This is a genomic window from Antrihabitans cavernicola (genome assembly GCF_008297975.1).
GTDB classification, from domain to species: Bacteria; Actinomycetota; Actinomycetes; order Mycobacteriales; family Mycobacteriaceae; genus Antrihabitans; species Antrihabitans cavernicola.
In genome coordinates this window covers 39931-64684 of record NZ_VLNY01000003.1, presented here as the reverse complement: position 1 = coordinate 64684, position 24754 = coordinate 39931, and the positions used below count along the sequence as shown (strand labels likewise).

Annotated in this window: 16 protein-coding genes; 7 read left to right on the top strand and 9 right to left on the bottom strand. The window is 65.2% G+C overall.

Annotated features, from left to right (window positions below):
- Nucleotides 1-16 precede the first annotated feature (16 nt).
- From FOY51_RS07460 to FOY51_RS07435, 6 genes are read left to right on the top strand one after another with little or no spacing between them, the layout of a single operon-like run.
- A complete protein-coding gene (locus FOY51_RS07460) occupies nucleotides 17-1144 on the top strand; it encodes a TIGR03364 family FAD-dependent oxidoreductase (protein WP_149429604.1) in 1128 nt (375 codons plus the stop codon).
- Nucleotides 1145-1152: 8 nt separating this feature from the next.
- Nucleotides 1153-1836, top strand: coding sequence for a phosphonatase-like hydrolase (locus tag FOY51_RS07455; protein WP_149429603.1), 684 nt, complete (start codon nucleotides 1153-1155; stop codon nucleotides 1834-1836).
- Between the two features lie 47 nt (nucleotides 1837-1883).
- Nucleotides 1884-2939, top strand: a complete 1056-nt coding sequence (locus FOY51_RS07450; RefSeq protein WP_149429602.1) for a 2-aminoethylphosphonate ABC transporter substrate-binding protein — start codon at nucleotides 1884-1886, stop codon at nucleotides 2937-2939.
- Between the two features lies 1 nt (nucleotide 2940).
- Nucleotides 2941-4116 (top strand): ABC transporter ATP-binding protein, encoded by a 1176-nt coding sequence (locus FOY51_RS07445; RefSeq protein ID WP_149429601.1) that lies wholly within the window; start codon nucleotides 2941-2943, stop codon nucleotides 4114-4116.
- On the top strand, nucleotides 4113-5030 hold the full coding sequence (locus FOY51_RS07440) for a 2-aminoethylphosphonate ABC transporter permease subunit (protein WP_149429600.1): 918 nt from the start codon (nucleotides 4113-4115) through the stop codon (nucleotides 5028-5030). Before FOY51_RS07445 ends, FOY51_RS07440 begins: the two co-directional genes overlap by 4 nt.
- A complete protein-coding gene (locus FOY51_RS07435) occupies nucleotides 5008-5805 on the top strand; it encodes an ABC transporter permease (protein ID WP_149429599.1) in 798 nt (265 codons plus the stop codon). Before FOY51_RS07440 ends, FOY51_RS07435 begins: the two co-directional genes overlap by 23 nt.
- Here FOY51_RS07435 and FOY51_RS07430 read toward each other — a convergent pair.
- From FOY51_RS07430 to FOY51_RS07420, 3 genes are read right to left on the bottom strand one after another with little or no spacing between them, the layout of a single operon-like run.
- Nucleotides 5761-6270, bottom strand: a complete 510-nt coding sequence (locus FOY51_RS07430; RefSeq protein ID WP_149429598.1) for a hypothetical protein — start codon at nucleotides 6268-6270, stop codon at nucleotides 5761-5763. The two genes, FOY51_RS07435 and FOY51_RS07430, sit on opposite strands and share 45 nt — an antisense overlap.
- Complete coding sequence (locus FOY51_RS07425; RefSeq protein WP_187776230.1) at nucleotides 6267-6707, bottom strand: ester cyclase; 441 nt, start codon at nucleotides 6705-6707, stop codon at nucleotides 6267-6269. Before FOY51_RS07425 ends, FOY51_RS07430 begins: the two co-directional genes overlap by 4 nt.
- A 20-nt stretch (nucleotides 6708-6727) precedes the next feature.
- On the bottom strand, nucleotides 6728-7339 hold the full coding sequence (locus tag FOY51_RS07420) for an NAD(P)-dependent oxidoreductase (RefSeq protein WP_187776229.1): 612 nt from the start codon (nucleotides 7337-7339) through the stop codon (nucleotides 6728-6730).
- A 120-nt stretch (nucleotides 7340-7459) separates the two neighbouring features.
- Here FOY51_RS07420 and FOY51_RS07415 point away from each other — a divergent pair, with 120 nt between their 5' ends.
- Nucleotides 7460-8323: a MarR family winged helix-turn-helix transcriptional regulator gene (locus tag FOY51_RS07415; RefSeq protein WP_149429595.1), complete on the top strand. Its 864-nt coding sequence runs from the start codon at nucleotides 7460-7462 to the stop codon at nucleotides 8321-8323.
- A gap of 104 nt (nucleotides 8324-8427) precedes the next feature.
- Here FOY51_RS07415 and FOY51_RS07410 read toward each other — a convergent pair whose 3' ends face one another.
- The 6 genes from FOY51_RS07410 to FOY51_RS07385 form a co-directional block, all read right to left on the bottom strand.
- Complete coding sequence (locus FOY51_RS07410) at nucleotides 8428-9711, bottom strand: HNH endonuclease signature motif containing protein (protein ID WP_149429594.1); 1284 nt, start codon at nucleotides 9709-9711, stop codon at nucleotides 8428-8430.
- Between the two features lie 87 nt (nucleotides 9712-9798).
- The gene (locus FOY51_RS07405; protein ID WP_149430009.1) at nucleotides 9799-10635 is read right to left on the bottom strand and encodes an ABC transporter permease; all 837 of its coding nucleotides are present in this window, start codon (nucleotides 10633-10635) and stop codon (nucleotides 9799-9801) included.
- An 8-nt stretch (nucleotides 10636-10643) separates the two neighbouring features.
- Entirely contained in the window at nucleotides 10644-11450 is an 807-nt protein-coding gene (locus FOY51_RS07400; protein ID WP_149429593.1) for an ABC transporter permease, read from the bottom strand.
- Nucleotides 11447-12418: an ATP-binding cassette domain-containing protein gene (locus tag FOY51_RS07395; RefSeq protein WP_149429592.1), complete on the bottom strand. Its 972-nt coding sequence runs from the start codon at nucleotides 12416-12418 to the stop codon at nucleotides 11447-11449. Before FOY51_RS07395 ends, FOY51_RS07400 begins: the two co-directional genes overlap by 4 nt.
- Nucleotides 12419-12437: 19 nt before the next feature.
- Entirely contained in the window at nucleotides 12438-24140 is an 11703-nt protein-coding gene (locus FOY51_RS07390; RefSeq protein WP_149429591.1) for a non-ribosomal peptide synthetase, read from the bottom strand.
- Between the two features lie 155 nt (nucleotides 24141-24295).
- Nucleotides 24296-24751 (bottom strand): AMP-binding protein, encoded by a 456-nt coding sequence (locus tag FOY51_RS07385; RefSeq protein ID WP_149429590.1) that lies wholly within the window; start codon nucleotides 24749-24751, stop codon nucleotides 24296-24298.
- Nucleotides 24752-24754 lie beyond the last annotated feature (3 nt).

Sequence of the window (24754 nt, the reverse complement as noted above, 5' to 3'; positions counted from 1 at the left end):
CGGCATGCTTGCCGTCATGCAGGTAGTGGTGATCGGCGGCGGGATCCTCGGGACCGCTCACGCCAGGGAAGCGATTCGGCGCGGGCACGATGTGGTGCAGCTCGAACGCGAGCCCGAGGCGCGCGGCGCGACCGTCCGCAACTTCGGATTGGTATGGGTGTCCGGCCGTGCACCCCACGAACTTGCCGCGAGCCTCCGTTCGCGGGAATTGTGGGAGCAGATCGGTCGCGAAGTGCCGGGCGTGGGGTTTCGCCCAGCGGGATCGTTGACCTTGTTGCGAACCCCTGACGAGGTGGCGGTCGCGGAAGAAGTCCTCGCGCGACCCGACGCGACCGAGCGCGGTTTCACCCTGCTCGATCCCACAGCGGTGCTGGCGATCAATCCCGCGCTCCGAGGCAAGTACGTGGCCGGATTGCATTGCAGCCGTGACGGTGCCGTCGAGTCGCGTGTCGCACTCCCCGCCATCCGTGCCGCACTTGCGGCGTCGGTTCGATACACGTTTCACGCAGGTACCGAGGCGCGGGAGGTGCGCTCGACGTCGTCCGGCGCCGTCGTGCGCGACGACCACAACCGCGAACATCCTGCCGACCTGGTGCTGATCTGTCCGGGTGCCGCACTGACAGGTCTGGCCCGTGAGCTAGCCGGCGAACTCCCGATCCGCCGGGTGCGGCTGCAGATGATGCAGACCGCACCGCTCGACGAGCAACTCACCACAGCCATCGCCGACGGCGACAGCCTGCGCTACTACCCCGCCTTCGCGGGCTCCGAGCTGGACACGCTTCGCACGAACCAACCCCAGGATCCCGTTGCGGCACAGCACAAGATGCAGCTGCTGTGCGTCCAAAGGTTGCACGGCGGACTGACCATCGGCGACACGCACGAATACACCGAGCCCTTCGCCTTCGATGTCGACGAAGCGCCCTACGCCTACCTCACCGGCGTCGTCGAAGAACTTCTCGGCCGAACGCTGCCACCGATCGTGCGGCGTTGGGCAGGGGTGTACAGCCAGTGTGTCGATCCGACGGAGCTGGTGCACCGCCATCGAGTCGACGACCACACCTGGGTGATCGCCGGTCCGGGCGGGCGCGGAATGACGCTCGGACCCGTCCTGGGCGAACAAACCGCCGACCAACTCGATCTCTAGGAGTCACCTTGTCCACCAATCCAATACAGCTGGCCGTTCTCGATATGGCGGGTACAACCGTCGAAGACGGCGGCCTGGTACTGCAAGCCTTCGATGCTGCCGCCGCCGCCGCGGGCATTCCCGAATCCGGTACCCGCCGCGACGACGCTCGCCAGTACGTGATCGACACGATGGGTCAGTCCAAGATCACCGTGTTTCGCGCCTTACTCGACGACGAAGCGCACGCTCAGGCCGCCAACGCCGAGTTCGAGCGCACCTACGACGGACTGATCGAGGCAGGCAATGCCCGGCCGATCGAGGGTGCGGCCGCGGCGATCGACAAGTTGCGTTCGGCCGGCATCAAGGTCGCTCTCACAACGGGATTCAGCCGATCGACACAACTGAAGCTGCTGACCGCCCTCGGTTGGGACAGCGTCGCCGATCTCACCCTTGCACCGTCCGGGGCCGTCCGCGGACGCCCGTACCCCGACCTGATTCTTACCGCCCTACTGCAATTGCACGGCGACGACGTGCGCAATGTGGCCGTTCTCGGTGACACCAGCAGTGACATCGCCAGCGGACTCAGCGCAGGTGCATCGATAGTCGCAGGCACCCTCACCGGCGCGCACGACAAGCAACAGCTGACCCAAGCGGGCGCAACTCACGTGGTTGCCTCTGTCACCGAATTTGCCGAACTTCTTCTCTCGCACTGATCTTCCGACCCCTACAGCCTTTCGACCCCTACAGCAAGGACTCGACCATGCGTACTCGACCGACACTCACCAGGGTTGCGGCTCTCGCCGTTGCCGCGACAGCGATCTCGATGACCGCCGCATGCGGTGGCACCGGGACCAGCAGCTCGGACGGTCAGACCCTCACCGTCTACAGTGCCGACGGCCTTGCCGCCTGGTACAAGCCGCAGTTCGACCAATTCACCAAGGACACCGGCATTTCGGTGAATCTGGTGGAAGCCGGGTCCGGCGAGGTGGTCTCCCGCGTCGAGAAGGAACAGTCGAATCCGCAGGCAGACGTCATCGTCACGCTGCCGCCGTTCATCCAGAAAGCCGACAAGCAGGGGCTGCTGGAATCCAGCGGTGTCGACATGAGTTCCGTTGCGCCGGAGGACAAGGACGCGGGCGGCAAATACGTCTCGATCGTCGACAACTACCTCTCGTTCATCGCCAATCCGAGCGCGAATCCGGCCCCGACCACATGGGACGACCTGCTGGGCGCCGCCTACAAGGGCAAGATTCAGTATTCGACGCCGGGCCAGGCAGGCGACGGCACCGCCGTGCTCCTGCTGCTTCAGCATCTGATGGGCAAGCCGGCCGCCCTCGACTACCTGAGCAAGCTGCAAGCCAACAACGTCGGCCCGTCGTCGTCGACCGGCAAGCTGCAGCCCAAGGTCAGCAACGGCGAACTGTTGGTGGCCAATGGCGATGTGCAGATGAACCTCGCATCCATCAAGGACGACGGCTCCAAGTTCAACGTGATCTTCCCGGCGACGGCCGATGGCAAGCGCACCACCGTCGCGCTGCCCTACGTGGCCGGACTTGCCAAGGGCGCACCGCATTCCGAGCAGGCAAAGAAGCTCCTCACGTTCCTGTTGTCGGAGAACGTTCAGAAGACCATCGCCCCCGACGCGTTGGGTGTGCCGGTGCGGCAGGACGTTCGCGCAGGCGCGGCAGCCTCTGCGGCTCCCGGATCGCCTGCAGCGGTACTCAACGGTGTCGAGATCTGGCAGCCGGACTGGAACGCCGTTCTGGCCGAGTTGGATGCCGACGTCGCCGCGTACCAGAAGGCCACCGGTAGCTGACATGGCCGACGTCGACCTGACCAAGCGCCGCGCAGCCACCGATGTACACGGAGCTGTCGACTACTCCGCGCCTGCCATCACCTTCGATCGGGTTCGCGTTACCTACGGCCGAGGCAAGAAGGCAACGGATGCATTGAGCGACTTCAACCTTCGCGTCGCGCCAGGCGAGACGGTCGCGTTACTGGGACCGAGCGGGTCCGGCAAGTCGACGGCGTTGAAAGCCTTGGCAGGGTTCGTCCGGCCCGCATCAGGAACAGTGCGCCTCGGCGGCACCGACGTCACCGATCTTCCGCCTGCGAAGCGGGGAATCGGGGTAGTCGTCCAGTCGTATGCGTTGTTTCCGCACATGCGAGTACGAGACAACGTCGCGTTCGGGTTGAAGTCGCATCGGGTGCCGCGCAACGACGTCGGTCCCCGAGTGGCCGAAGCCCTGGAGATGGTCGGGATGTCCGGCTACGCGGCTCGGCTGCCCCGCGAGCTGTCCGGCGGTCAGCAACAACGGGTGGCGATTGCCCGCGCCTTGGCCATTCGACCGAAGGTGTTGCTGCTCGACGAACCCCTCGCCGCCTTGGATGCCCAACTGCGACAGGCGATGTTGGGCGAGCTGCAGCGGCTGCGTGATGCGTTGCCCGATACGGCGATGCTGTACGTCACTCACGATCAGTCCGAAGCGTTGGCATTGGCGGATCGCATCGCGGTCATGCGGGACGCACGGTTGGTCGACATCGATACCGCCGAGAACCTCTGGAAGCGACCGCCGTCGAGCTTCACGGCAGCATTCCTCGGCGGCGCCAATCTGATCCCGTGCACCGTGAACCGGGTGATCGGCACCTCGGCGCTGGTGACGGTCGGTCAGTCGACTCTCAACGCCGAGGCGCCGCAGCCCGCCATCGGCAAGGTCGATTGGGCACCTGGTTCGGCAGCCCTGCTCTGCGTTCGCCCGCACACTCTGCAGATCGTTGCCACATCGGAGCGGGATGCGTTGCGCGCCAATGTGACGTCCAATGTGTGGCGGGGAGCGTCGACGCGACTGACGCTCGCGGTCGATGGACTTCCCGATTCGCCGATCGAGGTCGACGTAGCCGGTCAGGCGCAGTTCGATTCCGGTCATGCAGTGGGCCTGCACTTTCCGGAGCAAGCCGGCGTGCTGATCGAAGCACCGGAGGGCGCACGGTGACATCCGTGCTGGAGCGGCCGTCGCCCGCTCTTCCCGTGGCTCGGCCACCGCAACACCGTTGGGGTGGCGCGCTGTGGACCGCTCCACCGCTGATCGCCGTGCTTCTCTTCGCGGTGTATCCGGTGGTGCGGGTGCTCACGGAGTCCGTCACGCAGTCGGACGGCAGCCGGGGAACAGGTACATGGTCCGCCGTCCTCGGTTCCGAGCTCTTTCGAAACGCGTTGTGGCGGACGGTCTCGATCGCGGTGTGCTCGACTGCGGGCTGCCTGCTGCTCGGCACCTTCGTCGCGATCGTGCTTGCGTTCGCCCCATTTCCAGGTTCCAGCGTGGTCGGCAGGTTGATCGACACGATCCTCGCGTTGCCGTCGTTTCTGATCACGCTGTCCTTCACGTTCCTGTATGGAACGGCGGGCGCTGTCAACGCACTGATCATGGACGTGACCGGCCGAGACACGCCACTGATCGACTTCCTGAATACGCCCGCCGGTGTGATCGCCGCCGAGATCACCTTCTTCACACCGTTCGTGGTCAGGCCGTTGCTGGCAGCGTTCTCGCAGTTGCCGCGCGAACAGCTCGACGTGGCGGCGAGCTTGGGGGCATCACCGCTGCGGGTACTGCGGCAAGTCGTGCTGCCGGAGGCGTGGCCCGGCCTGATGGCAGGCGGCAGCCTCGTCCTGCTGCTCACCCTCAACGAATTCGGCATCGTGTTGTTCACCGGCGCAAAGGATGTGGTGACCCTGCCGGTGTTGATTTACACCCGCGGCATCGTGACCTTCGATCTGCCGGGAGCTGCCGTCATCGCAACCGTGCAGGTGGTGCTGTCGCTGGCGTTGTACGCGCTGTACCGAATGGTGTTCTCTCACATGATCGATCGTGGCCGAGGAGGTAACGATGCTGTTGTGGAGCCGATCTAGCCGCGCCGCACTGTTGGCGGTGTTCGGACTGGTCGTCGTGGTGGTCTTCGTCGCGCCGATCGCAACGGTGGTTGCCGCTGCGCTGGCCGGTTCGTGGACCGGACCAGTGCCATCGGACCTCGGACTCGGACATATCAACGACGCGTTGTCCGGCGACAACGTTGCAAGCCTGACAGTGAGTTTGCAGACAGCGCTGATCGGCGGTGGGATTGCATTGGTTGTCGGAACGTGGGCCGCCCTGGCCGCGAAAGAGGCCCCGCCGTGGCTCGGCCGCATCACCGATGCGGTGTTCCACCTGCCGATCGCCGTGCCGTCTGTCGCGATCGGACTCGGACTGCTCATCGCGTTCAACTCGCAGCCGATCCTGCTCGGCGGCACCAAATGGATTGTCATTCTGGCGCATTCGGTGTTGGTGCTGGCGTTCGCATTCAGTGCTGTGTCCGCGGCATTGGTCCGACTCGATCCCGCCTACCGGCAGGCAGCCGAATCGTTGGGAGCCGGGCCGTTCCGAGTTCTGACTCGAATCACCCTGCCATTGCTCTTGCCTGCACTGGGGGCGGCCGCCGGTTTGGCGATCGCACTGTCGATGGGCGAGCTCGGAGCGACAGTGATGGTGTATCCAGCGACGTGGAAGACGTTGCCCGTAAGCATCTTCGGGCTGACCGATCGTGGTCAGGTGTTCCTTGCCGCCGCTGATACCACCCTGTTGCTGCTGGTCACGCTTGTTGCGCTAGTGCTGGTCGGCCGTATTCGCGGACGCGCCGCGCTGCGCTGACATCGCCGCCACAACAGCCACCAGCGTGGCGAGCACCACCGGAACGACGGCACCGATCGGATTCTGCGGACGATCCGCCATCAGGAATGCTGCCGCGAGCGTCACAGCCGGGATCCCCCACTGCACGCCCGAGACCCCCGCCCGCGCACGCTCACTCAGTTCAGTCGGCCGGCGAATCGCTCGACGGGTCCACCCTGCGGTGGCCGCGATGGCGACCGCCGAGAACACGCCGGCTCCGATCCAAGGTCCTCCGCGCGAGCCGTCGCCGATCAGCATGCCGCCGGTGATACCGACCAGCACAACGAGAAAGGGCACGGTCGCAATCGCACGCGTCAGGGGCCGTAGATCGTGAGCGGCGTCCGGTCGCCGGATTCTCCCCAGCTCCACGCTCTGGACTCCGACCAGAACGGTCAGCCCCAAAGCCAGGGTCACGTGAATTCCCAACAACATCGGACTCGGACTCATCGGCCGGCCGCCTGCAGCTGCCGAGCCATGCCGAGTCGATCGATCATCGGCCAGACCGCGACCACGACACCGTCGCGGACGGCATAGATCACGATCGCACGTTGCTCGATCTCTTTGCCGGTTGCGGCGAATCGAGCGAACTCACCTGTGTGGGTGCCGACCATCCGCCACCGCACCACTACCTTGTCGTCGGCCTCGATCAGGTCATGAACGTCGAAATGCATTTGGGTGAAGGCACTGTGCAGGGTTCGCATGGTCGACGCAACCGCATCGCGCCCATGACGATCGCCATCGAGCTCGTGCACGATCACATCAGACCCGACCACCTCGTCGACAACAGTGGCGTAGTCGCTTCCGTTGAGCGCTTCGTCGTAGAGCCGCATGACGAGTGTGCCTGCGGGGCCTCTCTCGTTGTGAGCACTTGCGCTGGCTGACATGGTTCTTCCTTTCGTCGTATTCATCCGGAGACGTTGATGTACGCACCGCGATGGTCATGGGACTCGACGACGTCCAGCAACACAGCGGCGACGTCGGATCGCGATACCGAGAACGGCCCGCGCATGATCGGATCGATGCTCGATCGGAACGTTGAACTCGGCGCACCGTCGGTGAGCCTGGTGGGTCGAACCACGGTCCAATCGAGAGTGCTTGCCAACAAAAGTTCTTCCGCCTCGGCCTGGTCGGCGAATGTCTTCGCGAAGATCGTGCGCACCACGGACGCGATCACGACCGGACGCGAGGCCACCATTCCGTAGGCGCCGACGATTACCAGCCGGTCGACCCCGCATGCCACCGCGGCGTCGACCACGTTCCCGGTGATCTGCGCGACCACGGGTTCGCTGCTTCCGCGAGACGTCACAGAGACGATCACCGCATCCGCTCCGACCACTGCCCGACCGACGGCACCGGCATCGGTCCCGTCGCCTTCGACGACGGTCACCCGGTCACGCAACCCGTCGAGCGACGCCGGTGTGCGAGCGAACGCCACCATCTCGTGTTTGCGTTCCACACCCTTCGAGAGAACCAATCGTCCTGTCTTACCTGTCGCACCGAAGACCACGATTCGCATGACACCCACTCCGTTCGTTCGGCCCCGCAATCGACGGTATATGCAATGCGCATAACTATCAATAGTTGTAACGATCAATTGCCAAACCTTCACGTCGCCTGCTGATATCGTGAACCGACGATGAACTCTCGCAATCCGGGCGCCCAGCCACTGTCGGACTACACCGGCTATCTCTTGCGGCGCGCGCACAACCTGGCCGTGGAGGTTGCGCGCGAATCGTTGCCTCCCACAAAGAGTCCCCGCGATGCCGCCGCGCTGGGCGTCCTCGCCCATCGGGGTGCGACGTCGCAGCAGCAGATCGCGGCGCTGCTACACATCAACCGCACTCTCGTTGTGAAGCTGGTAGACGACCTCGAGGCGGCGCACCTGGTCGAGCGTCGACGCGACGAGTCGGACCGGCGGGCCTACGCACTCGCCCTCACCGACACCGGCAGAAAAGCACTGCCGACTGTCCGCCGGGACCTTGCTCGAGCCGACGCCGAACTCACAGCGGCGTTGACCCGCAAGGAGGCGCGACGATTGGAACGTCTACTCGTCGCGTTGCTCCCGGATCCGTCGCTCGCCGAGATCCCCGAGATAGGTTCGTGCACAGCATTTCTTGTCACTCGTGTGCACCAGCATCACCGTGATGTCGGCACCGCCGCCCTGGCACCGATCGGATTGGAGCCGCGGTACTTCGGCGTGCTCACCGCGATCGACGAACTCGGTGAATGCACTCAGCAGGACGTTGCGAACCATATGCAGATCAGCGCACCGGTGGTGCTGGGCATGGTCGACGAACTCGATACCGCGGGTCTGCTCGTGCGGGTTCGCAACACGCAGGATCGCCGCGCCTATCGCATCACCCTCAGCGCTGCCGGAATCGACAAATTGGATTCGGCGCGAGGCTTTTTCGACGTCGTCAACGGTGATGTCGAACGCCTGATCGGCGCCGACGGTGTCGACGATCTGAACGCGCTGTTGACCAAGCTGGTCACCCACTGAACTGTGCGTATAGGTCTGACACCTCGAGCCAGACACCATAGGCGCAGAACGGCTCCGCATCGGTGACCGATGCGGAGCCGTGCTCTGAGGTTGTGTGCCGGTGTTTACGCGGGGACGGGCGCCCCGCGGTTGTTGGCGGGTATGGGTTCTCGGAATCGGTCACGTTGCACGGGCGGGATGAACCACGGGTGACGGTCCTCGCCCATGACAACTTGCCAGCCGCTGTGATGAATCATCCGGTGGTGAAACCGGCAGAGCAGGACCAGATTATCCAGATCTGTGGGTCCGCCATCTGCCCAGTGTTTGACATGATGCCCGTCGCACCACGACGGGGGCCGCCCGCAGCCCGGAAAGGCGCACCCGTGATCCCGAGCCACCAACGCCCGCCGCAGTTTCCGCGAAATCACTTTGGTGGTTCTGCCGAGATCGATCGGGGTGCCGTTCTCGTCCAACAAAATCGGGGACAGGGTGCAGTCACACGCCAACCGGCGAACCGTGTCGACGGACAAGGGGCCCATCCACGGCGTCCAGCCGACATCGGTGGCGGCGAACATCTCCTGGTAGGCGCCACGATCCGCGGCCGGCTTGCCTGAGCCGGACTTGTCGACGAGATCGTTGGCGTTGATGTGGACGTGTAGGTGTGGGCGTTCGTTGCCTTCGTCGGGTCCGCACGCGGCATCGTGGTAGCGGCGTAATACTTCGGTGAACGCGTCCGCGCGGCGTTGGGCTGGGGTGCGTCGGTCGGGTTCGGCATCGGAGTCGGGTCGTGGCTTCGACAACGGCGACAACGCGGAGAGCAGCATCTCCCCGGTCTCGGCATCCACATCACCCTTGAGCAGAACCCGCCCGTTGCTGGTGGGAGAGGCGAAGAACTCGTTGCGATCGACATCCTCGGCCGGTGGCGGATCATCGGTTTCGAAGACCTGCTTCAACTTCGCGACCGCACCGCGCAGCACCCGAGTATCCCGATCCTTCGCAGCATCCAACAGAAACTTCAGCGCGGCGGGTGCCGCCTCGGCAGGCATCGCCGCCGGGGGTCGTTCCATGAAATTGATCACCATCGCCGCATGATCGGCGCAGATATCGCCGCCTTCGAACGCCGCCCGCACCTCCGGACTGGAACGCAACGCGTCCGCACGCCGTTCGATCCGAACCGCCTCACGGGTGTTCAAAGAGGTGCTGCACGCCAACCACGCCGCGACACTGGTGTACCCGGACGGCACCGCACCGCGCTCGCCCATGTCGCTGATCAACCGATACCGCAACGCTTCGAGACCATGAATCGCTGAGCACACCTCGACGAGAGACGACGCCAACGCGTCGTCGGTCAGCTGCCACGACTCGCGGCTCACCGACCTGATCTCCTCGAGAATCTCCCCTAACCCCATGCCCGAATTGTATCGAGACCCTCCGACAAGAAACTCCTGAAACTATTGGGGCAGTTGAGGTTAGAGGTCGCGCTCTTAACGCACAGTTCAGCGGCGGCTTGCTCGCCTGTATCCGATCGCGGCAGGTACGGCGAAGACGACGATCGCGCCTACCGACCACGCGGTCGTCGCGATCAACGGGCCGGACACGTCGCCACCGAGGGCCAGCGCACGCATAGCGTCCGTCGCGCAGGTCAGCGGCTGATGAGCAACGATCGGACTCGCCCACGGCGGATAGGCTGCCAGGGGAACGAATCCGGTGCTGAAGAACATCAGCAGCGAACTTCCCAGCGAGATCGCCTCGACCAGTGTTGCTTTCGCGGTAAACAGAGCGACAGCGGTCACCATCGTCGCGAAGGCCAGACCGTACATCAGCGGAATGGCGAGGAAGGCCAGTGCGGCATGTACGCCCTGATCGAATCGGAAGCCCATCACGTAGCCCACACCCACGATCACCACGGTGCACGCCAGAATGCGCACCGCTTCCGCCACGATCCTCGAGACCAATCCCGACGCACGGTGCACCGGCAGCACCCAGAAGCGCGCCAGCAGGCCGGCGTCACGTTCACGACCCATCGTCACCGCGCCCGCCACTGAACCGGACATCACGCCGACAAGCGCCGTCATCGGCACCGTGCCGTAGAGCGCACTGTGACCCGCGAACGCCGAGATCTGGCGCCCAAGAACGGTATTCAACATCACCAGCAGCAGGGCCGGGAACAGCAACGCCTGCATCAACGTCATCGGATCACGGGTCCAGCGCAGTAGCAGGCGCTGCACCTGAACGAGGGTGTGCCCGATCAGCGAGCGCGCCGACGTCTCCGATGTGCCACCCCGCCGCGTTGGGAAAGTCGCGTCGGTCGCGGGTCGCGTCGGCGTGATCATGGCGTCCATCAGGGCCTCCTCGCGCTCAATCGCATGGACAGTGGAACGAACACGGCGATCAACAGGACTGCCCACGCGAGCGGCGGGCCCATCAACGACCACGTCACCGAACCCGCGCCGCCGGTCGTGTCCCCCGCCAGCGCGCGCAGCCCGTACACGAACTGCGACACGGGTTGGTTGCGAACGAACCATTGCGCCCAACTCGGAAACTGGCTCGCCGGTGCGAATCCCACCGACAGCATGCCGAGGATCAGCTGCGGCAACATCAGGGCCTGCGTGGTCGCTTCCGGGCTGCTGGACAACGCGCCGAGTACATCCGCCGCGACCGACAGCGCGACCGCGATGAGCAACGCGAAGGCGATGAATCCGATCGTGTGCAGGGTGCCCGCGGAGAACCGGAATCCGATGACGTACCCGCAGACGATCGCCGCTGCGAACGAGACCACGAACCGAAACAGCGTTGCCGTCATCCGCGCCGCGAGCGGCACCAATGGACCGATCGGCATCGATCCGAACCGCTTGTTTATTCCTTCGACGGCATCGGTTGCCGACCGAAACGCGGCGGAGATCGAGGTGAAAGCCAACGCCTGCAACACGATCAGCGGCATCAGGAATTGCGCGTAGCTGCTCAGGCCGTGTCCGAAGAAGCTCATCACCGCGTTCAACGGCGTGTAGAAACCGACCGTGAACACGACGGGTGCCAGCACCGACGTAACCGCCTCGCCGCTGCGAAACGACGGTGCGATCAGCCGGGTGGACAGCACCCACCACTGTTGCAGCACAGTGGGTCTGGGTTCGAGCGTCTGTGCCGTCACGACGCCTCCCCCGGTGCTGTGGAATGTCCGGTCAGAGACAGGAAGACATCGTCGAGCGACGGCCGCCGCAGCGCGATGTCGACGAGGTCGATGTTTGCGCTATCCAGGCGGCGCAGCGCTTCGGCGAGCGTCTTCGCGCCGTCGGGGGCGGGAACGGCGACCCGATCCGACTCTCCGCTGATGGCGCCACGGAAGTCTGGCGGCAGGAGATTTCCGAGCGCGGCGACGATCGCGGGGATATCGCGCATGTTCAAAGGGACCACCTCGCAATAGCTTCCGCCGGTGCGCGCCTTCAGTTCGTCCGCCGTGCCCTCGGCGATGACCGTGCCGTGATCGATCACCACGATCCGATCACTCAACGCATCCGCTTCTTCGAGATACTGCGTGGTGAGCAACGTGGTGATGCCTTGTTTCTTGAAACCGGCCACCAGATCCCACACGCCTTGCCTACTTCTGGGGTCGAGGCCGGTTGTCGGTTCGTCCAGGAATACCACCTCCGGACGAACCACGAGCCCGCACGCAATGTCGATTCGCCGCCGCATGCCGCCCGAGTACGTGGACACCCGACGATCGGCAGCGGCGACCAGATCGAATTCGCCGATCAGTGCCGTGGCGCGCTCCATGGCCACGCCCTTGCGCAGCCCGAGCAGTCGACCGAACATCACGAGGTTTTCGCGGCCGGTCAACATGTCGTCGAGTGCGGCGTACTGGCCCGTCAACATGATCGAGCGGCGCACAGATGCCGCCTCCGAATCGACGTCGTAGCCGGCAACACTGGCGTGTCCGCCGTCGGGTCGGACGAGTGTCGACAAGATGTTGACCGTCGTCGTCTTGCCTGCGCCGTTGGGGCCCAACAAGCCGAGGACTTCCCCGGCTCCGACGTGAAAAGTCACGTCTCGCAACGCAACGGTGTCGCCGAACGACTTTTGCAACCCATCGACGACGATGGCTGGTTCACTGGTGCCCATCGGGACTCCTTTTCGAGTTTCAGTGAGCGGGAAGGGCTGTCGAGGGAGTGGGTGCGCCGAGCCGCATATCGAGAACCCGAGCGATCGTGGGAAGAACTGCGGGAGCGGTCATGTCGTCGTGTGCGGCATCGACATCGACGTTCTCGACTCGACCGTTCACGAACGGTGTCCACCCGGCCGCGACGCTCGCCGGGTCGTCCTTTCCGTCGATCGCGGTGAACAGCAACAGATCACCCTCGAACACGGGCGGTCGATAGCCCTCGAGAATGCGCAGCGAATTGTTGTACGACGACGTCAGCCGGACGACGTGCTCGGCACCGATCGAATCGACTCCCAGCCGCTCCCGAATCAGTGCCGCGGCACCTTCCGCGGTCAGCTGTTGCGGAACATCGTCGACACCGAAGATCGATCCGAACTCACCCACGAATTCGCCAGGCGTGAGCGGTTGCGCCGGTTCCAGATCGCGGGAGGCCAGATCGGCGTCGAGCACAGCAAGCAGGTCCACCCGCTCACCGCTGGCCTGGAGCCTAGCCGCCACCGCGTGCGCGATGAATCCACCGAGTGACCAACCCAGCAGGTGGTACGGCCCGTGCGGTTGGACCGACCGAATTTCGTCGGCATACCGATCCGCAAAGCTCTCGATGGTGCGCGGAGCGGGCTCGTCGCTGCCGAGTTCGGGTGACTGCACCCCGTAGATCGGTCTGCCGGGTTCCAGCAATTGCGCAAGCCCGCCGTACGACCACGCCAAGCCGGACGCGGGATGAATGCAGAACAGCGGCGGCAGGTCACCGACGGCCCGGATCGGCAGCAGCACGGCCAACGGGTCGGCAACTCGATCCGTCGTGCTCGCGACAGGAGCAGCTTCGATCCGCGCCGCGAACGCGACGACGGTCGAATCCGCGAAGATCCACATCATCTCGATGTCACGGCCGAGCGTGCGGCGAAGATCGTTGACCACCCTGGTTGCGATCAGTGAGTTGCCGCCGAGTTCGAAGAAATCGTCGTCGAGGCCGACCCGATCGAGGCCGAACGCCGTCGCGAACACCGCGGCGACGCCGGTTTCGACGAGGTTGGTCGGTGCCCGAAACTCCTTGGCGGCGAACACCGGTGCCGGCAGCGCGGCACGGTCGAGTTTGCCCACCGGAGTCAGCGGCACCGCATCGAGCACCATGATCGAGGCGGGCACCATGTACGACGGCAGTCGGGAGCCTGCGAACGCGATCAACTCTGCGTGGTCGAGCGTCCGGCCCGGTGCACCGACCACGTAGGACACCAGCGCGGTGCCACCAGGACGGGCATCCGAGCCGATGGTCGCGGCGAAATCGACGCCGTCGTAGGCGGACAGGACCGCATCGATCTCGCCGAGTTCGATACGGAATCCGCGGATCTTGACCTGAAAGTCGCTGCGCCCCAGGTACTCGATGTCCCCGTCGCGCGTCCAGCGCACCACGTCGCCGGTCCGATACATTCGCGCCCCGGTAGGGCCGTATGGATCGGCGACGAACCGGTCCGCACTCAAACCAGGCCGATGGCGATAGCCGCGCGCGAGCGCGTCTCCGGACAGATAGAGCTCGCCTGCGACCCCGACAGGGACCGGGCGCAAACGCGAGTCGAGCACCGCCGACCTGGTGCCTCGAATCGGTCCGCCGATGGTGACGCGGTCGTGCGCCGCGATCGGGCCGCAGATGTTGGTGGCCACCGTTGCCTCGGTGGGCCCGTAGCCGTTGAAGAATCGACGTCGGCCCGCGGGATCGGTGCCCGCCCATTTGGTGACAAGTTCGGCAGAGCACGCCTCGCCGCCGACCAGGACCATCTCCAGATCGTCGAGTCCGGCAGGCTCGACGGTCGCCAGCGCAGCAGGAGTCACGAAGGCATGTGTCACTTTTTCGCGGCGCAGCAGCTCTGCCAGGTCGGTGCCCCCGTAGACGGTCGTCGGTGCGATGACCATGGTCGCGCTCGCACACGCCGCCAGCAACAATTCCAGCACGGATGCGTCAAAACTCGGAGACGCGAAGGCAAGCGTTCGTGACCCCGAGGTGACCTCGAAGCGTTCCCGTTGTTCCGCAGCAAGATTCGCGATCCCCGCGTGGGTGACCACCACACCCTTCGGCTTTCCCGTCGACCCGGACGTGTAGATGACGTAGGCGGGATGCGCCGGCCGAACCGGCCGGAGTCGATCCTGTGCAGTAGACGGTGCCGCGGGGGCGCCCTTGATCGCATTGTCGTCCAGCACGATCCAGTCCACCGTGTCCGGCAAGTCTTGTCGTGCCGACGCCACCGTGAGGCCGATCCGGGTACCGGAATCGGCCAACATGTGTTCGATGCGATCGGCAGGGTAATTGGGGTCGATCGGCAGGAAAGCGGCACCGGTCTTGGCGACGGCCCATACTGCGAGCACGGACTCCATCGACCGCCGAATACCCACGGCAACAATGTCTTCGGGTCCGACGCCGCGTTGGATCAGCAGGCGAGCCACGTGTTCGGCATCTGCATTCAGCTGCGCATAGGTGACGGACTTCCCGGCCGACACGATCGCCGTTCCGTCGGGATTCGCGACGGCGGCCGCGGTCAAGAGGTCGCCGAGTAGCTCGACCGGTTCGCCAGCCGATCCGCTGCGGGATGTCAGGTCGGCACGCTCGGCCGGATCGAGAAGTTCGATCGCACCGACGGCCACCGCCGGATCCGCGACAACCGCGTGCATGATTCGCAGCCACCGCTGGATCAGCGCCGAGACGGTCGCATCGTCGAAAAGATCGGTGGCGTAGGTGATGTCGACAGACATGCCCTGTGCCGCAGCACCGGGTGTCACGATGATCTCCAGATCGAATTTCGCGGTATCCGAACCAGGATCGAGGGGTTCGACGGTGAGGCCGGGGAGCTCGACAGCACCGAGCCCAAGATTTTGGAACGCGAACATCACCTGGAAGAGGGGGTGGCGTGCGGGCGAACGCACCGGGTCGATCATCTCCAGGAGCCGCTCGAACGGAACGTCCGCGTGCTCGAAAGCGTCGAGGTCGTTGCGCCGCACTCGATCCAAGAGGTCCACGAACTGCTCGTCGGGATCGATCCCCGTCCGCAGCACCAGGGTGTTGACGAACATTCCGACGATGTCGTCGAGTGCCGCCTCGCCACGGCCCGCGACCGGGGTGCCGAGCGCAATGTCGCCGGCACCGCTCAGTCGGGCGAGCACAACGGCCAGCGTGGTGTGCACCGCCATGAACAACGATGCGTTTCTGCTGCGCGCCAAATCGGTCAGGCCTGCGGCAAGGGCGCCGTCGATGGCGAACTTCGTGGTTCGCCCGTGGTTGGCCGGGACCAACCCGCGCGGGCGATCGACGGGAAGACCGATCTCTTCCGGCATCCCCGCCAACGCCGCTCGCCAGTAAGCGATCTGGCGTGACAGCAACGAGTCGGGATCGTCGTCGGTACCCAGCAGATCGTCTTGCCACAACGCGAAGTCGGCGTACTGCACCGCAAGCGGCGACCAACCGGGATCGGTGCCCGCGATCCGGGCCGCATAGGCGATCATCACGTCCCGGGTGAGTGGTCCCATCGAGAATCCGTCGGCACTGATGTGATGCACCACCATCACCACGACGTGCTCGGCATGCGAGACTTCGAACACACCGACCCGCAGCGGTGTTTCGCGTGCCAGATCGAATCCGGCGGTGGTCAGCTGCAGGATCGACCGATACAGTTCGTCGCCGGCCGCTGCACCCTCGGTGACCGCCACCGAGGCGCTCGCAGCATCGACGATGACCTGTTGGGGCCCTTCGGCATCCGCGGGAAAGATCGTCCGCAGTGTCTCGTGGCGCGCCACGACGTCGCCGACGGCTGCGCGCAACGCAGACACGTCCAGCTCGCCTGTCAGCCGAAGGGCCACTGCGATGTTGTACGCGTCCGACCCGGTATCGAGCTGATTGAGCACCCACATCCGCTTTTGTGCCGACGAGAGCGGCACCCGAGCCGGACGTGTCCCGGCGATCAACGCCGGTCGGATCGCGGTGATGTCCGACCGCGACACCCGGGCAGCAAGTTGGGCGGTGGTCGGTGCGTCGAACAGATCGCGCAGCGCCACCGTCGATTCGACATCGGCCGACGAGAATGCCGCATTGATTCGGGATATCACCCGAGTCGCCAGGAGCGAGTTGCCGCCGAGGTCGAAGAACGACTGATCGATGCTGACGTGATCGCGGCCGACGATCTCGCCGAAGATCGCGGCGATGATGTGTTCGGTTTCGGTGCGCGGCGCCAGATAGGCGTGCCCGGAGTCCGAGAAGTCCGGTGTGGGAAGCGCTTTGCGATCCAACTTGCCGACGGGCGTCAACGGGATTTCGTCGAGCACCACGATGTAGGCAGGCACCATGTATCCCGGCAGGACCGCCGCGACCTGCTCGCGAAGTCGTTCGGTGTCGAGCGTGACACCCGGCGTCGGCAGAACGTAAGCCACCAGCACCGTTGCACCGGCGGGGCCGTCGCGGCCGATCGTTGCGGCGTATTCCACCGACTCGTCCTGCGACAGCACGGTGTCGATCTCGCCCAGTTCGATACGCAGACCGCGGATCTTGACCTGAAAATCACTGCGGCCCAAATACTCCAGCTCGGGCGTGCCCGATTCACCAACCACCCATCGCACCATGTCACCGGTGCGGTACATCCGCTCCCCCGGCCGGCCGAACGGATCCGCGATGAAACGTGCGGCGTTCATCGCCGTACGGTTGTAGTAACCGCGTGACACGCCTGGCCCGGCCAGATAGAGCTCGCCGGAGATGCCCATCGGTACCGGGCGCAACCAGGTGTCGAGAACCATGGTCGACGCACCGCGGATCGGGCCGCCGATCGTCACCAGCCTGTCTGCGGCGAGCTGTCCCGTTCCCGTTGCCCAAATGCTGAACTCGGTGGGGCCGTACAGGTTCACCAGCTTGCGACCCACCGACCAACGCTCCACCAGCTCTGCGCTGGCCGCCTCACCCGCGACCGCAAGGACTCGGAGTGCCTGCAGACCCGCAGGTTCCATGGTCGATACCGCCGACGGCGTGATCACCGCATGCGACACCTCCTCGGCGACCAGCAGATCGTGTAGCGCCGGGCCCGCGAACACCTCCGGCGGGGCGACCACGACGCGGCCACCGGAACCGTGCGCCATCAGCAGCTCGAAGACGGACGCGTCGAAGCTCGGTGATGCAACCAACAGCACTCGTGAGTCGGCGTCGACACCAAGCGATTCACGCTGCGCCGCAACCAGGTTTGCCATTCCGCGGTGACTCAGCAACACGGCCTTCGGCTTGCCCGTCGAGCCCGATGTGTAGATCAGGTACGCGATCTGGTCGATATGAATCGGCGCACCACGGTCGTCGTCGGTGATCGGGGCGGCGGAGACCGTCATCGTCTTGCGAATGGTGTTGAGATCGTCGAGTAGCAGCCAATCGATGGTCGCGGGCAGGTTGGTGCCCAATGACGTTGTGGTGACGCCGATCTGCGTCCTCGAATCGGATGCCATGTGTTCGATGCGCTCGGGCGGATGATTCGGGTCCATCGGAACGAATGCCGCACCGGTCTTCGAGACTGCCCACACCGCCACCACCGATTCGACCGAGCGCGACAGGGCGAGAGCAACGAACTTCTCCGGGCCCGCCCCGTGCCGAAGCAGTACCCGCGCCAGCCGATTGGACCAGTCGTCCAGCTCGCGATAGGTGAGCACGGTGTCGGTCGCCGATACCGCGATGGCGTCGCCCGCCACGGCCGCCGACGCCGAAAGCAACCCGCCCAGCGTCGACACCTCCACTGCCGCAGGCCCGGACACCGGTGCGAGCACCGCGCGTTCGGCGTCATCGCAGGACTGCAGGGATGCCACCCGCACCGTCGGATCGTCGGCGACACGATCGAGCAGCCGAACGAACCGATCCAGCAGGGTGCGCGCGGCGGCGTCGTCGAGTTCGTCCGCCAGGTATTTCAGGTTCACCGCAATCGCGTCACCGTCGGGAATCACCATCAGGTTCAACGGATACGGGGTCGCATCCGTCCCTTCGAAATCCACGATGCGCATGCCCGCGATGTCGAGCGTCTGCGCCAACGCTTCCCGATCCACCGGGTACGACTCGAACACCGTCAGCGTGTCGAACAGCTCCGCAACCCCGACCGCCTGGTGAATGTCGGCGAGCCCCACGTGCTGATGATCGAGTAGCGCTGCCTGCTCGGTCTGGATCCGCGTCAGCAGCTCGGCGACCGATTCGCCGGGATTCAGCGAAACTCGAACCGGCAGTGTGTTGATGAACAGACCCAGCATGTCTTCGACACCGGGTAGTTGCGGCGGCCTGCCGGAGACGGTGCCACCGAACACCACGTCCGTGCGTCCGGTCATGGTCGCCAGCAACAACGCCCACGCCGCCTGCACCGCGGTGTTGACGGTGGCGCCCGTTCGGCGGGACAGGTTGCGCAACGATGCCAGCGTTGCGGCGGACAGCTCGACACTGATCTGACCGGTCCGCGTCGATTGGATCTTTGCCAGCGATTCGACCACTCGGGTCGCCGAATCGATGCCCGCCAGCGACGTCGCCCAGGCAGCCTTGGACGCGGCGGTGTCCTGCCGACCGAGCCACGCCAGAAAGTCACGATACGAGCGTGCCGGTGGCAGCGATGTCGCATCACCCGCAGTGATGTAGAGCAACAACAACTCTCGGACCAACAGCGGAGTCGACCAGCCGTCGAGCACGATGTGGTGATTGGTCATCACCAGGCGATACGCATCGACGCCGGTCCGAATCAGCGTGAACCGCAACAGCGGCGGTTGCGTCAGATCGAATCGCGTCGCCGCATCGGCGGCAATCACCCGGTCCAATTCGTCCTGTTCGGATCTGTCGGCACCGCCGGTCAGATCGATCTCCTGCCAGCCGATCTCGGCATCTCGCACGACGATCTGGCGAGGACCGTCGTCGGTTTCGACGAAACCGACGCGGAGATTCTCGTGCCGATCCACCAGCCCCTGCGCCGCTGTGCGGAGACGGGTGGCGTCGACTGTGCCCGCCAAGGTGAGAATCGCCTGCACCGTGTAGCCGTCGGCGGTATCCGTGTCGTACAGCGCGTGGAACAGCAGCCCGAACTGCAACGGCGACAACGGCCATACGTCCAGCATCGTCGGGTATCGGCGCTCCCACAGGTCGATCTGAACCTGGGTCGTCGGCGCCAACTCGAAGTCGGACGGTGTGCGGCCACCCGCACCGTCGGAGCGCGCATGCTCGGCGAGCGCTCGCAGTGCCGAGCCCCACAACTCCGCGAGCTCGACGACGTCCGATTCGGCGAGCAACTCGGACGCGTACGCCCACGTCATCGCCAGGCGCACACCGTCTGCCGTGTCCTCCGCGATGCCGTTGATATCGATCACGGCGGGCAGAGCCGTGCGATCGTCCTGGGTCGAAGCGAATCGCTGCGGCAGCCACAACCCCTCCGCACCACCGGTTCCGGTGCGGCCCAGGTAGTTGAAGCTGATCTGCGGGGCGCCGGCAGCGGCGAGAGTCGGGCCGGTGTCGCCGTTGAGGTGGCGCAGCATGCCATAGCCGACTCCACGATCCGGAACAGCACGCAATTGCTCTTTGACGGCCTTGATGGCCGCGCCCGCGCCGGGCCCACCGGCAAACGCGTCGTCGAGGTCGATGGCGGCGAGATCGAGAGCCATCGGGTAAACACTCGTGAACCAACCGACCGTGCGGCCGATGTCGGCGAGGGGCACGACCGCGGCCTCACGACCGTGGCCCTCCAAGGTGATCAGTGTTGCGGGCTGGTCGACTCCTCGCCGACGGCGCCAGCTGGCAACCGCCATTGCCAAGCCTGTCAGCAACCCGTCGTCTGCACCACAATGGAATCGGTCCGGCACAGTGGCGAGCAGGGTGCCCGCAATTTCTTCTGGGACCGTCGTTTCGATCCGAGCCATCGTGGCAACCACGTCGACGGTCGGGTCGATGGCTCGAGCTCCCAGGGGCTGGTCGACGGTCTGCAGAATGCGCTCCCACGTGGGCAACTCCGCAACCCGCGCAGCACTCTGCGCCTGTTCGACCTGACCGTGTGCCCAGCGCCGAAACGACGTCGCAACCGGCGCCAATGCCGTCGGCGCATTGCTGACAGCCTGGGACCACGCGGTCACGAAGTCCGGCAGCAGAATTCGCCACGACACGCCGTCGACAGCCAAGTGGTGCAGAACTATCCACAGCGCACCGTCGGCGCCGTCGCGCTCGATCCACACCCAACGAGCGAGTATCCCGGCAGCAGGGTCGAGCCGATCCGCTGCGCGCTGCAGTTCCGCCTCGATCGCAGCATCGCCGTCGGCACGAACGTGATCGACGAGTTGTTCGGCATCGACCGATCCGGCTGCGGGAACGACGATCCCGTCGGCCGTCAGCCGTGCACGCAGCATGTCGTGGTGGTCGATGACGGCTTGCGCCGCTGCGACCAGATGTTCGCGCGACAGGTCGGCCGGCACCGCGACCAGAACTGCCTGCGCGAACCGGTCGTTGTGCGACCCGCGCATCACCATGTCAGCGACGATCGGTGTGAGCGGTACGGCACCGACTCCCCCACCTGGCAACTCGAGCAGCTCGTCGACAGTGTCCGTCGATGCTGCAACCGCGGCAAGTCCGGCAATCGTTTTGCGCTCGAACACATCCCGCGCCGAGAACGCGAGACCGGCAGCCTTCGCTCGCGAGACCAGTTGAATCGAGACGATGCTGTCGCCGCCCAATGCGAAGAAGCTTTCGTCCACTCCCACCGACTCGAGGCCGAGCACCTCGGCGAACAATCCTGCGAGCAGCTTCTCCTGAGGGGTGGAGGGCGCGCGTCCCGCGATGGTGCGGGTGCCGAACTCAGGATCCGGCAAGGCCTTTCGATCCACTTTGCCGACCGGAGTGAGCGGGATCGAGTCCAGCACCATGATCGAGGTCGGCACCATGTAGGCGGGCAGGAACTCGGCGATGAAGGCCTTCACCTGTTCCGGCGCAACACCCGCCTCGCCGTGAATGTAGGACACCAATGCGGTTGCGCCCGCCGGTGTCTTGGCACCGATCGTCAGCGCGAAGTCCACTTCGGCATGCCGTTGGAGTGCCGCATCGATCTCGCCGAGTTCTATACGGTAGCCGCGCACCTTCACCTGGAAGTCGCTGCGGCCCAGGTATTCGAGCCAGAGCGATCCGGCGTCGTCGTTCCATCGGACCAGATCACCGGTGCGGTACATCCGATCGCCGGGTGCCCCGAACGGGTTGGCGACGAAGCGATCCGAGGTCTGTCCCACCCGATTGTGGTATCCGCGAGCCAGTCCCGGGCCTGCCAGATACAGCTCACCCGTTCCACCGATCGGCACGGGCCGCAGCCACGCGTCGAGTACGACGGCGGATGCACCGCGCACCACTGTGCCGATCGACACCGGCCCGGTCGGCGACATCGGGCCGGTGAAAGTGGCCGTTACCGTCGCTTCGGTGGGGCCGTAGCTGTTGATCAGCGTCCGATCGGACCACTTCGCGATCAGGTCGGGCGGGCAGACGTCGCCACCGACCACGATCGTCCGCAATTCGGGAACATGCGTCGGGTCCATCGATGCCACGACGGCGGGAGTAACGTCGAGGTGCGTCACCCGGTGTGCCGAGAGGACGGCTGCCATCTCTTCGCCGCCGAAAGCCGACGGTGGGACGACAGCCAGCGTCGCACCGGTTGCGAACGTCACGAGCAGTTCCTCGATGGAGGCATCGAAGCTCGGTGACACCGCGTGCGCCACCGTCGATTCCGCTGTCACGCCCAAGGTTTCGCGGGCGGCGGCGACCAGATTCGCCAGCCCGCGATGGCTCACGAGCACGCCCTTGGGCAGACCCGTCGACCCTGAGGTGTAGATGATGTACGCAGTCTGATCGAGGTATTGCGGTGCCGTGCGCTCGCTGTCGACGATTGCGTCCGGTGACTGATTCTCGATTCGTGGATCGTCGAGTTGCAACCATGAGATCGCGCCCGGCAAGCCCTCAGAACGCAGAGCGATACCTGCCCCGGCGCCGCTGTCGCGGATCATGTGTTGAATGCGGTCCGCCGGATATTTCGGATCGACCGGCACGAACGCGGCTCCGGTCTTGGCGACCGCCCACATCGCCGATACAGATTCCAGGGAGCGCGGAATCGCGATCGCCACGGTCTGCTCCGGGCCGATGCCCTGCGCGATCAGCACTCGCGCAATGCGATTGGATCGCTCGTCCAGTTCCCGATAGGTCACTGCGGTCGCGCCACAGCGCACGGCGATCGCACTCGGATCGACGGCAACACCGGCGGCGAGGATTTCGGTGAACGTGCGCGCCGCCTCGCTCGCGGGCCCACGGACCGGCCGCAGCCGCTCCAGTTCCGACTCGGTGAGAATTTCCAACGTCGCCTGCGTGGTCTCGGTTCCCACTGCGAGGAAACGGTGCAGAAAGCGCAGGAAACGGTGGTAGTGCCCGGTCAATTCGGCTTCGGTGTAAAGATTCGGATTGGCTTGGAAGTCGATATGGGTGCTGTCGCCGCCCACACCCGGATAGAGGTTGAGAAACAGATCCTCGATGAGCCCGGAGGTGAGGACGTGCAGCCGACCGGTGATGGGCCCCAACTCGACTCGCGTATCCATCATCATCAGGTTCACCGATGGCCCGAACGATGCCGCCTCGTCCATCGCCCAGCCGAGGTCGCGGAAGATGTCTTCCTGCCGATAGCGCTGCCGACGCAACGCACCTGTCAGCTCGCTCTGCGCTGTGGCGATCAGATCGCCGATGGTGGTGTCGATTCCGAGGGTGAGCCGCAGCGGCACCACGTTCGCGATCATGCCGCCCGAGCGGCGCATGACGGCGGTGGTGCGGGCCGAAACCGGCAGGCTCAGCATCACTTCGGGTGCGCCGGTCATGCGCCCCAGGTAGGCGCCGAAAGCCGCAACGACGATCGGCGCAACGCTCGACGACTGCGCTTTCGCCACCCAATCCAACAGTGCGGCGGTTTCGCTGGGCAACTCCCCCGTCACCACCCGCGGATGCGCGTCGACGTCGGCCGTTCGGCCGGCCAGACTGACCGAATCCGCCATTCCCGCAAGGTGTTCGCGCCAGTACTCGCGATCTGCGCCGAACCGGTCCGACGACCGGTATGCGCTGTCCGCATCGACGATCTTGGTCAGATCGTCGGCCGTGGCGGGTCCCGGCGCCGTACCGTGCACCGCAGCGTTGTACAGGTCGGCAGCGCGCTTCAGCATCGTCATCGCACCGAAGCCGTCGAGGACGATGTGGTGGATGCGCGAATACCAGAAGTAGCGGTGATCGGCCAGTCGCAGCACCGCGACCGCCACCAGCCTGTCGTTGCGCATGTGCAGGGGCGCAGAGTATTCGGCGCGCATCCAGGCATGCGCAGCCGCTACGGGGTCGGCCGCATCGCGCAGATCCACGAACTCGATGGCGTCGTCGAGCGTCTTGTCGACCACTTGCATCGGTTGGTCGTCCACATCGATCAAACGCAAGAACCCGGTTCCGAATTCGCGCCCCGCCGTTCGTGACGACTCCTTGAGCAGCTCGACGTCCAGATCGCCGTCGATCTCGACGTACTGCGCGATGGAGATCGGGGCGTCGCCCGCCACGTGCTGCGCGAACCAGATTCCACGCTGCGCCGCCGAGAGCGGAAAGGCTCCTGCGGGAACGCCGTGCGCGGAAGTTGTGGACTCCGGACCAAGGGATTGCTCGAGCATTGCTTCCTCACTCGGCGCCTGCGCGCGGCGTAGTCGATCGGGACGGTCGTACTCCAGGCGCGATCATCGGCAGCGCCACCAATCTCTGCAAGCGGCGGGAAGGATGCTCACACTACTCGAATGTGACTTGACTCACACCTGGAAAGAGCGGCAAATCAGGCGGCTACCAGCGCAGGAGCGGACCGGTCGGTATCTGTGACCGGCGCATCGGATACCGTCATGTAGTGACGCATCGTGGCCAGATCGTCGAGCATGAGCCACTCGACGGTCGCCGCCGAGCGCACCGCATCGCTCTTGACGGCGATACCGAATGCCGCAGGTTCGCCCGCCGGGGCAACGGTTGCACCGACCTTCGCGACGGCCCAGCGAGCGACGATGGACTCGACGGTGCGCGACACGGCGACTGCGACGCTTACGCCGGGGCGAGCGCCGCGGGCGATCAAGACTCGCGCCAACCGGTTGGACCAGCTGTCGAGTTCACCGTAGGTGAGGTCGGTGTCGTCGCTCGATGCCGCGACCAGTCCGGGATGGGCGGCGGCCACGGCGGCCAGCAGTTCCGGTCGCAACATGGCTTGGGCGGATTCGGTCGGCGATGCGAATGCTGTGGGCATTTC